This window comes from Gordonia sp. (in: high G+C Gram-positive bacteria) (assembly GCF_049647785.1).
Lineage (GTDB): Bacteria > Actinomycetota > Actinomycetes > Mycobacteriales > Mycobacteriaceae > Gordonia.
Genome location: NZ_JBARYI010000096.1, coordinates 22,928 through 38,362, shown reverse-complemented (window position 1 = coordinate 38,362; position 15,435 = coordinate 22,928). Strand labels below are relative to the sequence as shown.

At 62.6% G+C, this 15,435-nt stretch carries 13 protein-coding genes and 1 tRNA gene; 9 read left to right on the top strand and 5 right to left on the bottom strand.

Annotation, left to right across the window (positions count from 1 at the left end):
• Window positions 1-153: 153 nt before the first annotated feature.
• Together WBA38_RS17455 and WBA38_RS17450 are read right to left on the bottom strand one after the other, a co-directional pair.
• Window positions 154-1,536 (bottom strand): ClC family H(+)/Cl(-) exchange transporter, encoded by a 1,383-nt coding sequence (locus WBA38_RS17455; RefSeq protein WP_424297593.1) that lies wholly within the window; start codon window positions 1,534-1,536, stop codon window positions 154-156.
• Between the two features lie 169 nt (window positions 1,537-1,705).
• A tRNA-Leu gene (locus WBA38_RS17450) sits at window positions 1,706-1,791 on the bottom strand.
• Between the two features lie 91 nt (window positions 1,792-1,882).
• Here WBA38_RS17450 and WBA38_RS17445 point away from each other — a divergent pair.
• Both WBA38_RS17445 and WBA38_RS17440 read left to right on the top strand, forming a co-directional pair.
• Window positions 1,883-3,214 carry a M20/M25/M40 family metallo-hydrolase gene (locus WBA38_RS17445; RefSeq protein ID WP_424297595.1) on the top strand — a complete coding sequence of 444 codons (1,332 nt, stop codon included), beginning with the start codon at window positions 1,883-1,885 and terminating at the stop codon, window positions 3,212-3,214.
• 52 nt (window positions 3,215-3,266) lie between these two features.
• Window positions 3,267-3,806 (top strand): YbhB/YbcL family Raf kinase inhibitor-like protein, encoded by a 540-nt coding sequence (locus WBA38_RS17440; protein WP_424297597.1) that lies wholly within the window; start codon window positions 3,267-3,269, stop codon window positions 3,804-3,806.
• 81 nt (window positions 3,807-3,887) lie between these two features.
• On the opposite strand, the gene WBA38_RS17435 is transcribed toward WBA38_RS17440, so the two are convergent.
• Entirely contained in the window at window positions 3,888-4,985 is a 1,098-nt protein-coding gene (locus WBA38_RS17435) for a quinone-dependent dihydroorotate dehydrogenase (protein WP_424323194.1), read from the bottom strand.
• Window positions 4,986-5,030: 45 nt separating this feature from the next.
• A complete protein-coding gene (locus WBA38_RS17430; protein ID WP_424296704.1) occupies window positions 5,031-6,032 on the bottom strand; it encodes a YncE family protein in 1,002 nt (333 codons plus the stop codon).
• A gap of 96 nt (window positions 6,033-6,128) precedes the next feature.
• Between WBA38_RS17430 and WBA38_RS17425 the strand changes: the two genes are divergently transcribed.
• From WBA38_RS17425 to WBA38_RS17400, 6 genes are read left to right on the top strand one after another with little or no spacing between them, the layout of a single operon-like run.
• The gene (locus WBA38_RS17425) at window positions 6,129-6,968 is read left to right on the top strand and encodes an undecaprenyl-diphosphate phosphatase (RefSeq protein WP_424296702.1); all 840 of its coding nucleotides are present in this window, start codon (window positions 6,129-6,131) and stop codon (window positions 6,966-6,968) included.
• Between the two features lie 31 nt (window positions 6,969-6,999).
• On the top strand, window positions 7,000-7,674 hold the full coding sequence (locus WBA38_RS17420; RefSeq protein ID WP_424296700.1) for an MSMEG_4193 family putative phosphomutase: 675 nt from the start codon (window positions 7,000-7,002) through the stop codon (window positions 7,672-7,674).
• Window positions 7,675-7,703: 29 nt separating this feature from the next.
• On the top strand, window positions 7,704-8,432 hold the full coding sequence (locus tag WBA38_RS17415; protein WP_424296698.1) for a DUF3090 domain-containing protein: 729 nt from the start codon (window positions 7,704-7,706) through the stop codon (window positions 8,430-8,432).
• Entirely contained in the window at window positions 8,429-9,247 is an 819-nt protein-coding gene (locus WBA38_RS17410; RefSeq protein ID WP_424323193.1) for an SCO1664 family protein, read from the top strand. The genes WBA38_RS17415 and WBA38_RS17410 overlap by 4 nt, the downstream gene beginning before the upstream one ends.
• 44 nt (window positions 9,248-9,291) lie before the next feature.
• Window positions 9,292-10,542, top strand: coding sequence for a cysteine--1-D-myo-inosityl 2-amino-2-deoxy-alpha-D-glucopyranoside ligase (mshC, locus tag WBA38_RS17405; RefSeq protein WP_424296694.1), 1,251 nt, complete (start codon window positions 9,292-9,294; stop codon window positions 10,540-10,542).
• Between the two features lie 10 nt (window positions 10,543-10,552).
• Window positions 10,553-10,861 (top strand): hypothetical protein, encoded by a 309-nt coding sequence (locus WBA38_RS17400; protein WP_424296692.1) that lies wholly within the window; start codon window positions 10,553-10,555, stop codon window positions 10,859-10,861.
• Window positions 10,862-10,876: 15 nt separating this feature from the next.
• Here the strand turns inward: WBA38_RS17400 and WBA38_RS17395 are convergent, their stop codons facing one another.
• Window positions 10,877-11,779 carry a PAC2 family protein gene (locus WBA38_RS17395; protein WP_424296690.1) on the bottom strand — a complete coding sequence of 301 codons (903 nt, stop codon included), beginning with the start codon at window positions 11,777-11,779 and terminating at the stop codon, window positions 10,877-10,879.
• Between the two features lie 51 nt (window positions 11,780-11,830).
• Here WBA38_RS17395 and metH point away from each other — a divergent pair, with 51 nt between their 5' ends.
• Entirely contained in the window at window positions 11,831-15,415 is a 3,585-nt protein-coding gene (metH, locus tag WBA38_RS17390; protein WP_424296688.1) for a methionine synthase, read from the top strand.
• Window positions 15,416-15,435 lie beyond the last annotated feature (20 nt).

The window sequence follows — 15,435 nt, the reverse complement described above, 5'->3', positions numbered from 1 at the left end:
ATTCCCGCTACACGTCCGACGTGTAGCGGGAATCAACGCATCATGCGAGAAGGGGCAGCGGAGTTGGGCGCGGGACCCAGCAGTCGGTCGGCAGCATCTAGTCCAGAGGCTTGACTATTAACTAATCAAGCGAACTGGCTTAACGAATAGCGATCAGGGCTGCGCGTGTCGACTCTCATTGAGCGCGTAGCCCTGCAGCATCCGCTCGCGCAGCGAGTCGTACACCGGTTTGGATCCGGCAAGCGAGGCCGTCGCCACCGCAGTTACCGCGGAGAGAATCATCGGAATCGTTAGCGTCGTCACGGCTGTCATCTCGATGACCAGCACGATCGCCGTGAGCGGCACACGCACGACGGAAGCGAACAGCGTGCTCATCCCAACAATGACCAGCGCGGGGGTGAGGCTCGCGCCGTACGTTTGATCGATTAGCTCCACCAGACGACCGCCAATCACTCCGCAGAGCGCTCCCAGCGCGAGCATCGGGGCGAACAATCCGCCAGGGGCGCCGGTGCCGTACGACAGGGGACCGGTCACCATTCGCAGTGCTAAGAGGCCGATCAAGGTCCAGAGTGCCAGACGTTGGCTATCGAGCAGCCCCTGCGCGACGACGTCACCACCGCCGACTGACTCCGGAACCACCAGCGCGAGAATGCCGATCACAACACCGACGCCCCCGGCGATCACGAGCGGAGAGACCGGCATTCGTTGAAAGACGTCAACGAACCACGTCACTAGGCGGCTGTAGAGGACCCCAATCCCGCCCAGGATGATTCCGAACACTAGGAACACCCAAAGGCGGTCGGGTGCCGGATTGTCGACGCCACCGGCTCGAAAGTCCGGTTGGTTGCCCAGGATCCACCTGCTGCAGACCACCGCCGCCGCCACCGCCGCCAACGTCCAGACCGCATAACGCAGCCGAATCTGCTTGGCGACTTCCTCAAAGGTGAATAGCGCGCCGCCGATCGGCGCGTTGAACGCTACTGCCAGGCCGGCGCCGGCCATGGACGTTTGCAAAACCCGGACTTCGTCCGTGCTCGCCCGGACAAGACGCCCTGCGGCGGCACCGATCGCGGCACCCATATGCACCGTGGGCCCCTCGCGTCCGAGCACCATGCCGCCCGCGCCCATGCTCAGGAGGCCGCCGACGAATCGAGCCGGAACGACTGTCCAATTTGCCGCCCGATCCTCGTCCTGCTGGACGGCCTCGACCTGTTGAATGCCACTGCCTCCCGCAGACGGCACCCGCTGCACAATCCATACCGCAATCATCGCGCAGCTGGCCGATAGACCGATTACCGCAATCACGCCGAGTGCCCCGTTGGAATGGGACCACTCGACGAGCGTTGACCGACGGTCTTCGGTCCAACTCAGCATCCATCGGAATGCCCCGCCAACGAGACCGGTTAAGGCACCCGCTGCCAGCGCGACCAACCCGAGGCCCACCAGCACGCGTGCCCCCGGGAAGTCTGAATCGGCATTGGTCGCCCCAGCGGGAACTCTCGGCTCGCGGGCACCTTCCGGTTCGTCTGGATTCACGGATTCGACCCTATCCGTTTCTCGCCTGCAATCTTGCGGCACGCAGGAACGACGGGCCTGTAACTCGGAACGACCTTTCGGACACTCGGTCGACGACCCCAGAAGACGGAAAAGTCAGAAAACAAATGAGCCGCGACATTGGGTAAACAATGTCGCGGCTCATCACAGGTGTCCGAGGGGGGACTTGAACCCCCACGTCCGTTAATAGGACACTAGCACCTCAAGCTAGCGCGTCTGCCATTCCGCCACTCGGACTCGTTGTTCAGTTAGGCACCCGGCTTTGCTGGGTGCCGCATAACAATAACCAAGGTTGCCCCTGTATCCCAAATCGCCTAGGAATGAAGAGGTGACAGGCTTACGCGCGACCGCAGAAGTTGTCGATTTGGTTAGTCGGCTCATCCAGTTCGACACGTCGAACACCGGACGGCCGGAAACCACCAGAGGGGAGGCCGACTGCGCCAAATGGGTTGCAGCGCAACTCGAGGAGGTGGGGTACACCACCGAGTACGTCGAGTCAGGGATGGCTGGGCGCGGGAACGTCTTCGCTCGGTTGGACGGCGCAGACCGCAACCGCGGTGCACTGCTGGTGCATGTCCATCTCGATGTGGTGCCCGCTGAGGCGGAAGATTGGAGTGTTCACCCATTCTCCGGTGCCATTCAAGACGGCTATATCTGGGGCCGCGGTGCCGTCGACATGAAAGACATGGCAGGCATGGTGCTCGCCATTGCTCGCCAATTCAAGCGCGACGGGACCATCCCACCACGGGACATTGTTTTCGCCTTCCTCGCCGACGAAGAAGCCGGTGGCACGTGGGGTTCACATTGGCTCGTGCAGCATCGGCCTGACCTGTTTGCGGGTGTCACCGAGGCCGTGGGCGAAGTGGGCGGGTTTTCACTCACCGTGGATCGACCCGACGGCACCGCTCGTCGCCTGTACCTGATTGAGACGGCCGAGAAGGGCCTGTCGTGGATGAAACTGACCTGTGATGCCCAGGCGGGCCACGGCTCGTTTCTGGCGGCAGAAAACGCCGTCACGGAGATCGCCTCGGCCGTCGCACGCATTGGGGCACATCAGTTTCCCCTCGTGATGACCGAATCGGTCAGCGAGTTCCTGAAGGCGCTATCGGAAGAGACCGGACTCGACTTCAGTCCAGAGACCCCCGACCTGGAAACGGCACTGTTCAAGATCGGCAATCTTGCGCGAATCATCGGTGCCACCCTTCGGGATACCGCCAACCCGACAATGCTCGAGGCCGGGTACAAAGCCAACGTGATCCCGCAACACGCGGAAGCGGTGATCGACTGCCGTGTGCTGCCGGGTAGGCAGGCCGCGTTCGAGAAGACCATCGACGAGCTCATCGGACCAAAGGTCAAGCGCGAGTGGATCACCCATCTGGACGCGTACGAGACCAGTTTCGACGGCGACCTGGTGGACGCGATGAACAATGCTTTGCTCGCCTACGACGATGCGGCACGGGCCGTGCCCTACATGCTGTCAGGCGGCACGGATGCCAAGGCCTTCGCCAAGTTGGGCATCCGTTGCTTTGGTTTCGCACCGCTGCAACTGCCGCCGGAACTGGACTTTGCCGCGCTGTTCCACGGTGTCGACGAGCGGGTACCAGTAGAGTCGATTTTGTTCGGTACCAAGGTTTTCGAGCACTTCCTTCACCACTGCTGACGAGCTGCGCAGACGTGAATTGCCGAGTGAGAATTATCGAGAGGATTCGATTGTGACCAAATACGACCCGTACGGGGAGTTGCCTCCGTTGCCGGAAATCACGGTTGTCTCTAGTGACTTCAGTGAAGGCCATACGTTAGCGATGCCGCACGTGTCCGGAATCTTCGGTGCGGGTGGCGAGGATATTTCGCCGCAACTGAGTTGGTCGGGCTTCCCGGCCGAGACCAAGAGTTTCGTTGTCACCTGCTTCGATCCCGATGCTCCGACGGCCTCGGGATTCTGGCATTGGGCCGTGGCTGACATTCCCGCGTCGGTGACGTCGCTGGCGACCGGTGCCGGGACTCCGGGTTCGCCCGATCTGCCTTCGGGTGCGATGACTCTCGCGAATGACGGCAGTATCAAGCAGTACATCGGTTGTGCGCCGCCGCCCGGACACGGACCGCACCGCTACATGTTCGCCGTGCATGCCATCGATGTGGAATCACTCGAGCTTCCGGAGTCGGCGACCCCGGGCTTCCTCGGTTTCAATCTGTTCTCGCGCGCCATCGCCCGCGGTGTCCTAACCGGCATCTACGAGCAGCCGTCCGAGTAGGCGCCCTCCACAGCAAGCAAGCGTCCCCGCGAGATTCCTCACGGGGACGCTTGCTTTTGCTATGGCCAGTGCTATGGCCAGTTAATTGCCGGAGCCAACGGCCTCACCGATTGAGGAGAACCCGGCCGCGCGGACACGCTCAGCGATCCCCACATTGAGTTCCTTCAGCCACACCGGGCCGCCGTAAATAAAGCCGGTGTACACCTGCAGCAGGTCAGCACCGGCACGAATCCGCTCCCACGCCTGATCGACGGTCTCGATTCCGCCGACGCTGATGAGCGACAGCCTGCCGCCAACGCGGGCATAGAGTCGCTTCAGGACCTCCAGGGAGCGGTCGGCGACCGGTGGGCCGGACAGGCCGCCGGCCCCCATTGCTTCCACCTCGGCGTTTGGCGTGGCGAGGCCGTCGCGACGGATTGTTGTGTTGGTTGCGACAATGCCGGCCAAACCCAGTTCCAGGGCCAAGTCTGCGACGGCATCGACGTCCTCGTCGGAAAGGTCGGGAGCAATCTTGACGAGCACTGGTTTATCGACCACTTCAAGAACCGTCGCCAGGATCGGGCGCAGCGAATCGACCGCCTGTAGGTCGCGTAGCCCGGGGGTGTTGGGCGAACTGACGTTCACGACTACGAAGTCCGCGAACGGACTCAGCAGTCGGGCGCTGAGCCGGTAGTCGTCGGCGGCATCCTCGACGGGGACGACCTTCGTTTTGCCGATGTTCGCCGCGATCGGCACCCGGACCGGCCCGGGTCGTCGTTGAGCCAACTTCACTGCGGCTGCTTCGGCACCGGGATTGTTGAATCCCATCCGATTGATCAGGGCGCGATCTGCGGGCAGCCGAAACAGTCGGGGAGCCGGGTTACCAGGTTGCGACTGACCGGTAATCGTGCCGACTTCGGCGAACCCGAAACCCAACTGGCCCCAAGCATTAACGCTCGAGGCCGTCTTGTCGAAGCCCGCAGCCAAGCCGATCGGTGCAGGGAACTCGACGCCGAACACCTCGTTGCGTAGGACCGTGTCGTCAACCGCAAACATTCTTGCCAACAACGACCGCACGCCCGGGAACGTCCCGGACCGGGAAATTAAGGCGCTCATGAGGTGATGGATCTGCTCGGGCTTGAGCAGAAACATCAGTTTCAGCAACGGCGGATACAGGAACCGGTTCAGCATGCTCAGCATGGGGTTCAACCTCGAAGTCAGGGATCTGGAGGGTAAGGGTGAAGGCTATTTCACGTTATCGGGCGTGACCACCTGCAGCGCACCGTCGCGGCCGGAGACCAGAAGCAGGTTGCCGCTTGCCGGGTCGACGTCGATCGAGGTGACCTGCGGGACGCTGGCGAATCGGTGCTTCTCGATGGCTTCACCGGTTGATAGGTCGTAAGCGGTGACTTCGTTGTTCGCGGTCGTGGATACCCAGAGCAGCTTGCGCTGGTTGTCGAAGGCCAGTGCATACGGGCTCTCGGCGACAGGCGCACGCAACCGCATCATGATGGGCTGCCCGTAAAACGCGAGGACCTGGTTGTTACGCGTGCCCGAGACGAGCACGCGGCCGTAATCATCAACGGTGGACTCGGTGGCACCGTCGCCAGCACGCAGCGCCGCCTTCAGTTCGCCGGTGTCGATATCGACGGGTGCGACAGCGGACTGTGCGCGATCGAGGACCACCACCTGACCTGCCAGTTCGCCCGCGGATGCCGGAGCGACGGTGATGTTGTCGACGCGGACGAAACCGCCAATGTCTTTGAGTTGTTTACCTGCCTCGTCGAGCACGAGCACGTGCCCGCGGTCGGTCCCGACGAGAACTCGATTCTTGGTGTCCACGGCGACCGCCGACGCACCAGCGAGGTTGGCCTGCTGCTCGGTCACCACGCCCGCGGTGTTAACGCGGACTACGCCGGTGGGGCTGACGCCAACGAAACCTTCACCGGAGGCCACCAAGTCGACGAGGCCGGGAACCTGCACGACTTTCGGCGGCAGCGCCGAGGGACCACCGGGAGAACTGAAGATTTGCATAGATTTGCCGTCATTCGACAGCACCGCAACCTGTGATCCCGGTGCGTGGGCCACGACGACTGATTTCGCGGGAACCGTAGGCGTCACCGTGCCTGCGGTCGCTTCCTGGCTGGCAGGAGACTGAGCTGCCGTTGCGGGAGTGACAGTCGGCACATTCTCTTTGGGGCCTTCGTCGGACTGACTGCAGGCCGTGAGGGCGGAGACAGTGGCCACAGCCACGACTAGGGCGGAGATTCTGGTTCGCGCGCGCATGACACCATCTTGCGCGATGGTCATATGTGACCGTGCCGATGGGTAGCATCATCGCTCGTGATGGAGACGATGACGTGGCTGCAGGCGATAGTGCTGGGTGCAGTCCAGGGGCTAACTGAATTCCTACCAATCTCGTCCTCGGCGCATATGCGCATCATTTCCGAGATTTGGTTTGGTACCGACGCCGGAGCGTCATTTACCGCGGTCACGCAGCTGGGAACCGAACTCGCGGTGCTCCTGTACTTCGCGAAAGACATCGGCCGCATCATCGCGGCCTGGTTCGCCGGATTGCGTGATGAAACCAAGCGCGGTCTCGACTACCGCGTTGGTTGGTACGTGATTCTCGCCACCATCCCCATTGGTGTTCTCGGGTTCGTCTTCAAGGACGAAATCCGGACCATGGGCCGCAACCTGTGGCTGGTTGCCATCATGCTGATCCTGTTCTCCTTCGTGTTCGTAGCCGCCGAGAAGTACGCGACACAGGCCCGACCGCTCGACAAGATCACCGGGCGCGACGCGCTCATCATGGGTGCGGCCCAATGTCTGGCATTGATTCCGGGAGTGTCTCGGTCCGGTGCCACCGCGAGCGCCGGTCTGTTTGTCGGGTTGCAGCGAGAAGCAGCCTTCCGGTTCTCGTTCCTGATTGCCATTCCGGCTGTCCTTGCTTCCGGGCTGTTCAGCTTGAAGGACGTTTTCGAACCGGCGGGTGAGGGACTGGCGGCCAGCGGGCCGCAGATCCTGGTTGCCACGATCATTGCCTTTGTTCTCGGGTACATCTCGATCGCTTGGCTGCTCAAGTTTGTCTCGCACCACTCGATGGACTGGTTCGCTGGCTACCGAATCGCCCTGGGTCTACTGGTGATTGCCCTCCTGTCGACCGGCGTCATCACTTCCTAACTGGGGGCGACAGGGAAGTAACCTGTCTTCTATGACGGTGATTCTGGTCCGGCACGGACGTTCGACGGCCAACACTTCGGGTTTGCTGGCAGGTCGTACCCCGGGTGTCGGACTCGATGACCGAGGCCGAAACCAGGCAGAAGACCTTCCTCGGCGCCTTGAGTCAGTTGTCGAAGACCTGACCGCGATCGTGCGTTCGCCGCTGCAGCGATGCGGTGAAACGCTCGAGCCCCTTGTCGCAGTGCGCCCGGACCTCACGTGTGTCACAGAACCGGGCCTGGAAGAGGTCGACTACGGCGAATGGAGCAACCGTAAGATCGTCGACCTCCTCAAAGAGCCGCTCTGGAAAGTGGTGCAACAGCAACCGTCGGCGGCCGTGTTCCCGGGCGGTGAGGGCTTACTCGACGTGTCGCGTCGGGCCACCACGGCGATCCGGGCACTTGATCGCATCCACGGCGGACCCGACGGAAATGGCGTGTGGCTGGCATGTTCGCACGGCGACGTCATCAAGTCGGTGCTCGCCGACGCCCTCGGGATGCATCTCGACCAGTTCCAACGGATCGTGGTAGATCCGGGCTCGATCAGCGTCATCCAGTATTCGCCGTCGCGACCGTATGTCCACACGGTCAACAACGGAGGCGTCCTCAACCTCCCGCGTCCGACGAAACAGTCGGGCGCGACCGTCGGCGGCTCGACCGGGCAGTGACTGGCCACGACGGCAGGTACCGTTGAACTATGGCCCGTACGATCCACGAATTTCGAAGTCCCCGCCGCTTTGTCGCCGGCACCGTCGGCCAGCCCGGCGATCGGACCTTCTTCCTGCAAGTTTCGCAGGATTCGCGACTGATGAGCGTCGAGTTGGAAAAGCAACAGGTCCTCATCCTCGCTGATCGGCTCGGCTATCTCCTGGACGAGGTCCGTCGCCGCTTCGGCACCAACATTCCTCCGGAACCGACAGCTGTCGACGATTTGTCACCGCTGGAGAGCCCGATTGACGTCGAATTTCGTGTTGGCTCAATGGGATTGGGATGGGACGCCGATGCTGCGGCCGTGGTTGTTGAACTACTTGCGGCAACGGAGCAACCGCTTGATGAGTCGGTGATCCTCGACGACACGGAGGAGGGCCCCGATACGGTCCGAGTGTTCCTAAATGCCGAAGAGGCCCGAGAGTTCAGTGCGCGCACCATGCGCGTGGTGGCCGCAGGACGTCCACTGTGTCCGCTGTGCAGTCAGCCGCTCGACCCGTCGGGTCATATCTGCGCGCGCAGCAACGGGTACAAGCGCGATGCCGAGTTCAGCCGGTCGGTGGAGTTTGTGGACCCGGAAGTGCTCGCCAGCCTGAGCCGACTGGTCCCCGGATTCGATGCCTCGTTCATGGTTGACGACGACGACCTGGAAGACGGGATGCTCGACGACGAGGTGCCCGACGACGAGTCCGACGATCCGAATGATCAGGACCGTTGAGCGTCCCAATCCTCAACCTGCTGACCAGCGGTGAACTCACGGTATTGGGCCGCATCAGTACAGCCAGCAACCTGACGGTGGCCTGTGACGTCTCGGACGGCGACACCACCATGCGTTGCGTCTATAAGCCAATCAGGGGCGAAGAGCCGCTGTGGGATTTCCCCGAGGGCACTCTCGCCGGGAGGGAAGTCGCATCGTATCTGGTCAGCGAAGCGCTCGGCTGGCAGCTAATCCCAGAAACAGCGATGCGCCCCGAGGGGCCCGCCGATGTCGACCTCGGGCCCGGCATGGTGCAGCGGTGGATCCACGAGCCCGAAAGTTCCGACGAGACGCTCGACACCGTTGACGTGGTTCCTGGAAACACGGTGCCTGCAGGCTATTGCGGCGTCCTGTCGGCCTACGACCACCGCGGCGACGAAGTCCTGCTGGTTCATCGGGACAGCGACGACTTGCGGCGTCTCGCGGTGCTCGATGCCGTCCTCAACAACGCCGACCGGAAGGGCGGTCACATCCTGACCGCCGATGACGGTCGCCTCTATGGCATCGACCACGGAATCTGCCTGCATCGCGAGAACAAATTGCGAACCATCCTTTGGGGGTGGGCCGGTCAACGCGTTCCCACCGCCGAGGCAGCCGACCTTCGTCGCCTCGCCGGCGAACTCGATGACGACACCAGCGAAATCCACCAACGATTGTCGGAGTTGATCTCCGGCGACGAGATCGCGGCCTTGAGTCGTCGGGCAAAGGTGCTCGGTGACGACGGTGTGATGCCCTTGCCGCCAGGGAATCGGGCGATTCCCTGGCCACCGTTCTAACCCGGGCGGGCACGCTGGCGGGTGCGGCACCTACAGTTGAGTCCATGCATTCGTGGCCGTCGCCTTCGATTCCGTCCGTCCCGGGCCCAGCTGTCCCGATCCGTCTCTACGACACGTCCGATGAGGCCGTGAAGCCGGTGAGTCCCGGCGACGTCGCGACCATGTACGTCTGCGGGATTACCCCGTACGACGCCACCCACCTCGGGCACGCGGCAACCTACGTGACTTTTGACCTGATCAATCGGGTCTTCCGCGACAACGGGCACGATGTCCACTACGTCCAGAACATCACCGATGTCGACGACCCCCTGTTCGAGCGCGCCACTCGTGACGGCATCGACTGGCGTGATCTCGGGGCCCGTGAAACGGACCTGTTCCGCGAAGACATGACGGCACTGCGTGTTTTGGCGCCGCGAGACTACATCGGTGCTGTGGAGTCGATCGACGAAGTCGTCGAAGCCGTCGGCAAGCTCCTTGCCAACGGCTCGGCATATGTCGTCGACGACGCGCAGTTCCCCGATGTCTACTTCAGCGTGGATGCCACCACCCAGTTCGGATACGAGTCCGGTTACGACGCCGAGACCATGGCGAAGTTTTTTGCTGAGCGCGGCGGCGACCCCGACCGCCCGGGTAAGCGCAACAAGCTCGACGCGCTCCTGTGGCGGGCAGCTCGCGATGGGGAACCGTCGTGGGATTCACCGATGGGTCCGGGCCGTCCCGGTTGGCACATTGAGTGTTCGGCTATCGCGCTCAACCGGTTGGGCATGGCTTTCGACGTCCAGGGTGGCGGCAGCGACCTGATCTTCCCGCATCACGAGTTCTCTGCGGCGCACGCCGAGGCATTGACAGGGGAGCGACGGTTCGCTCGCCACTACGTGCACACCGGCATGATTGGCCTCGACGGAGAAAAGATGTCGAAAAGCCTTGGCAACCTGGTGCTGGTGTCGAAGCTTCGTGCTGCTGGCGTCGATCCAAATGCCGTGCGGTTGGGGCTCCTTTCACAGCACTATCGCGCCGACCGCATGTGGACCGATCCGGTCTTGGTTGAGGGGGAGCGCCGGCTGGCCATTTGGCGCCGTGCCGCGAAGAGCACGAGCGGGCCCGATGCCGCCGATACGGTGGCGCGTTTGCGTCAGCACCTCTCCGATGACCTGGACACTCCGAAGGCGCTGGCTGCGGTTGATGCGTGGGCGGCGGATGCGATTTTGGGTATTGGCTCGTCGGCAACGGCTCCACAAGTGATCATTGCCGCAGTGGATGCCCTTCTCGGCGTCGACATTGCCCCTGTCAGCTAAGCTTTCGCCCGTGGCACGAGTTCAGGCGATCCCCGCCGACACCGATGAAGGTGTCTGGACGGTCATCACGCAGACCTCTACGTACCTTCTCGATTTCGATGCAATGACCCTGCTCCGCGCCCCCGGCGTTGGACGCTCAGACGACCATCGCTGGGAGGTCAGTGAGTTGCGCCGGGATTCACAGGACATTCCGCTTCTCGGAGTCAAGGAATGCCGAGTGGGCGGTCCCGCGCAATTCTGGGTCCACGCCGCCGACGAACCCGATGTCCGAACTTGGCGCGTCACCACACCGGTCGTGGAGATCGAGCGTATCGGTTAGGCCCGTTTTGCAGGCCTATGAGGTTCCGTCGCCGCCGCGGCGCAGGTACTTCTCGAACTCGGCAGCTAGTTCCTCGCCGTCGATGCGCAGCATGGCGTCGTTGAGGTCTTCATCCGAGGCCTCCTCGAGTTCGTGAACGTAGGCTGCCATGTCTTCGTCGTCCGAGGTCATCTCGCTGATCGCGCTTTCCCATTCGTCTGCGCGAGCGGGGAGCGTCCCGACCGGAATCGGAAGCCCGGTGATCGAGGAGATCGTGTTGAGGAGCGCGAGCGTGGCCTTCGGGTTCGGGGTGTGCGCTACGTAGTGGGGGACGGCCGCCCACAGCGACACCGATGGAATGCCCGCCTGCACGAACGCATCCGCCAGCACACCCGTAATACCGGTCGGGCCCTCATACTTGCTCGAAGACAACCCGAGTCGCTTAGCCACGTCCGCGGATTCTGCTGTCCCGGAAACAGATACCGGTCGAGTGTGCGGAGTATCGGCCAGGAGCGCGCCCAAGGTAATCGCGGTCTCCACGTTCAACGACTGCGCCAGGTCAACGATGCGCGCACAGTAGGTCCGCCACCGGTAGTTCGGCTCCGGGCCCAGCACCAGCACCACATCGCGTTCAGCACCTTCCACAACGCATGTCGAGATGCTCGTTACCGGCCATTCGATTCGCCGGGTCACGCCGCCTTTCTGTCGAATCGTCGGGCGGGTGGATTGGTAGTCGTAGAACTCGTCGGGGTCAATTTCCTCAATCGTCGACGCATCCCATTCCAACGCCAAATGCTCGACGGCCGTGCTCGCAGCATCCGCGCCGTCGTTCCAACCGGCAAAGGCGGCGATTAAAACCGGGCTGCGCAAAATCGGCACAGGCTTCCGACCTACCGAACTATGCTGTTCAGCCGGATTTTCGTCGGGATTGGCGTTCATTCCATCGAGCCTACGGCGAGGAGCATTTCGCCGCGAACTAACCTGGTGGGCATGGCATCGCAATCTTCTTCAATTAACACCTACGACTCGACCTTCCTGCAGGCGATGTCGCAACGAGTGCTGATTGGCGACGGTGCGATGGGCACGATGATCCAAGATGCCAACTTGACGCTCGACGATTTCCAGAACCTTGAGGGTTGCAACGAGATCCTGAACGACTCGCGTCCCGACGTCCTCGCAGGTATCCACCGCGCCTACTTCGAAGCTGGCGCCGACGCCGTCGAAACCAACACTTTCGGCTGCAATATTTCCAACCTCGGCGATTACGACATTGCCGACCGCATCCGCGAACTCGCCTTCAAGGGCACCTCAATTGCTCGAGGTGTTGCCGATGAGTTCGGCAAGTCCGCCGACGGCACCGACCGGTTCGTTCTCGGCTCGGTGGGTCCCGGTACCAAACTGCCGAGCTTGGGTCACACCACTTTTGCGGTCATCCGCGACGCCTACATCGAATGTGTCCTTGGCATGTTGGAGGGTGGGGCAGACGGCATTCTCATCGAAACCTCGCAGGACCTCCTGCAGTTGAAGGCCGCTGTCATCGCGGCCCGCCGGGCCATGGAGCAGTTCGGCCGACACCTGCCGATCATCACGCACGTGACCGTCGAAACCACCGGCACCATGCTCGTTGGCTCGGAGATCGGCGCGGCACTGGCAGCGATCGAACCGCTCGGCGTCGACGTGGTCGGCCTCAACTGCGCAACCGGTCCCACGGAAATGAGTGAGCACCTTCGTTACCTGTCCAAGCGTGCCCGCATCCCCGTGTCCGTGATGCCAAACGCTGGTCTACCAGTCTTGGGTAAGAACGGCGCCGAGTACCCGTTGACGCCGGAAGAGATGGCCACTTCGCTGGCTGGCTTTGTCCGCGATTACGGGCTGCAGTTTGTCGGTGGCTGTTGTGGCAGCACACCCGAACACATCCGCCAGGTGGCCGAAGCCGTCAAGCAGGTCACGCCTGCGGTGCGCACCCCGGAACACGAGTCGGAGACGTCGTCGCTGTACACCGCCGTCCCGTTCGACCAGGACGCCAGCTTCCTGGTGATCGCCGAGCGAACGAACTCGAATGGCTCGAAGGCTTTCCGCGAGGCGATGATTGCTGGCGACTACCACAAGTGCAATGAGATCGCGAAGGACCAGACTCGCGACGGTGCCCACATGCTCGACCTCAACGTTGACTACGTGGGTCGCGACGGTGCCGCCGACATGACCGAACTGGCCTCGCGCTTCGCGACCGCTTCGACGTTGCCGATCATGATCGACTCCACCGAACCAGACGTCATCAAGGCTGGCTTGGAGCACCTCGGTGGTCGCTGTGCCGTCAACTCGGTCAACTACGAAGACGGCGACGGGCCCAATTCACGGTTCACCCGCATCATGGAGCACGTCGTCGAACACGGCGCTGCCGTCGTCGCGCTGACCATTGACGAGCAGGGCCAGGCACGCACCGCCGATCACAAGGTCGCGATCGCCGAACGCCTCATCGCCGACCTCACCACAAACTGGGGTCTGGAAGAGGAGGACATCATCATCGATGCCCTGACCTTCCCCATCTCGACCGGCCAAGAAGAAGTCCGCCGCGATGGCATCGAAACCATCGACGCCATCCGCAGGTTGAAGGAAGCGCACCCGGCGATTCACTTCACGCTGGGTATTTCGAACATTTCGTTCGGCCTCAACCCAGCCGCCCGCCAAGTGCTCAACTCCGTGTTCCTGCACGAGTGCGTCAAGGCTGGCCTCGATACGGCAATCGTGCACGCGTCGAAGATCCTGCCGATGGCCCGCATCCCCGACGAGCAGCGGCAGACCGCCCTCGACCTCGTCTACAACCGGCGGTCGGAGGGCTACGATCCGCTCCAGAAGTTGATGGAGCTCTTCGAGGGCGTGTCCGCGGCATCGGCACGCGAAACCCGCGCCGCCGAACTCGCCGCGCTGCCGCTGTTTGAGCGGCTTGAGCGTCGGATCGTCGACGGTGAGCGCAATGGCCTCATTGAGGACTTGGACGAGGCCCGTCAGACCGTACCGCCGCTGTCGATCATCAACGACACATTGCTCTCGGGCATGAAGACCGTCGGCGTGCTGTTTGGCTCTGGCCAAATGCAGCTGCCGTTCGTGCTGCAGTCGGCAGAAGTGATGAAGGCCTCGGTGGCGCACCTCGAGCAGTTCATGGAAGCCTCCGACGACGCGGGTAAGGGCAAAATTGTCCTCGCCACCGTGAAGGGCGACGTCCACGACATCGGCAAGAACCTTGTCGACATCATCCTCAGCAACAACGGCTACGACGTCGTCAATATCGGTATCAAGCAGCCCATCGCGACCATCCTGTCCGCCGCTGAAGAGCACGGAGCCGACGTGCTCGGCATGTCGGGTCTGCTGGTGAAGTCGACCGTCGTGATGAAGGAAAACCTTGAAGAACTCAACGCTCAGGGCAAGAGCGAGTACCCGGTTCTGCTCGGTGGTGCGGCCCTGACCCGCACGTACGTCGAGGGTGACCTCGCCGATGTTTACGAAGGCGATGTCCGCTACGCTCGCGACGCCTTCGAGGGCTTGAGTCTGATGGACGAAATTATGGCGATCAAGCGCGGCGAAGGCCCAGACCCAGACAGTGACGAAGCCAAGGCCGCCGCCGCGAAGGTCGCCGAACGCCGCGAGCGCCGGGAACGTTCTGCTCGCATCGCCGCCAAGCGCAAGGCTGCCGAGGTCCCGGTCGACGTGCCGGCCCGCTCGGATGTAGCAACAGACAACGAGGTGCCGACCCCACCGTTCTGGGGCACACGCATCGTCAAGGGCATCCCGGTCAGCGACTACCTCAAGATGGTCGACGAGCGGGCATTGTTCCTGGGCCAATGGGGTTTGCGCGGTACGCGCGGCGACTCCGGGCCGGACTACGACGAGCTCGTCGAAACGGAAGGCCGCCCTCGGCTGCGCGAATGGATCGACCGTCTGTCGACGGAAGGCATCCTGGCGCACGCCGCCGTCGTCTACGGGTACTTCCCGGCCGTCAGCGAAGGCGATACCGTCCACGTGTTGGAATCGCCGGATCCGTCATCGCCGGTCCGACACAGCTTCACTTTCCCCCGTCAGCAGCGGTCGCGCTTCCTGTGCATCGCCGACTTCATCAAGTCGCGGGAGCAGGCGATCGCCGACGGAAATGTCGACGTGATGCCGTTCCAGTTGGTGACTATGGGAACGCCGATCGCGGACTTCGCGAACGAACTATTCGCGGCGAACGCGTACCGCGACTACCTCGAAGTCCATGGCATCGGTGTCCAGTTGACCGAAGCCCTCGCCGAATACTGGCACCAGCGGGTTCGGAGCGAGTTGGCGTTCTCCGGTGGCGGGGTAGCAGCCGATGACGACCCAGATCAGCCGCAGGGCTTCTTTGATCTGGAATACCGCGGTGCGCGCTACAGCTTCGGCTACGGTGCCTGCCCGGACCTTGAGGACCGCGCCAAGATGATCGACCTGTTGGAGCCGGGCCGCATTGGCGTCGAACTGTCCGAGGAGTTGCAGCTACATCCCGAACAGTCGACAGATGCCTTTGTGCTGCACCACCCGGAAGCCAAGTACTTCAACACGTAGGCACCCAGACATAAGCCAGC

Bases quoted from the DNA above. Each gene is read 5' to 3' on its own strand.
- WBA38_RS17395 (WP_424296690.1), bottom strand. From the start codon at position 11,779: ATGAACGCCAATCCCGACGAAAATCCGGCTGAACAGCATAGTTCGGTA.
- WBA38_RS17415 (WP_424296698.1), top strand. From the start codon at position 7,704: ATGGCCCGTACGATCCACGAATTTCGAAGTCCCCGCCGCTTTGTCGCC.
- WBA38_RS17435 (WP_424323194.1), bottom strand. From the start codon at position 4,985: ATGCTGAGCATGCTGAACCGGTTCCTGTATCCGCCGTTGCTGAAACTG.
- mshC (WP_424296694.1), top strand. From the start codon at position 9,292: ATGCATTCGTGGCCGTCGCCTTCGATTCCGTCCGTCCCGGGCCCAGCT.
- WBA38_RS17420 (WP_424296700.1), top strand. From the start codon at position 7,000: ATGACGGTGATTCTGGTCCGGCACGGACGTTCGACGGCCAACACTTCG.
- metH (WP_424296688.1), top strand. From the start codon at position 11,831: ATGGCATCGCAATCTTCTTCAATTAACACCTACGACTCGACCTTCCTG.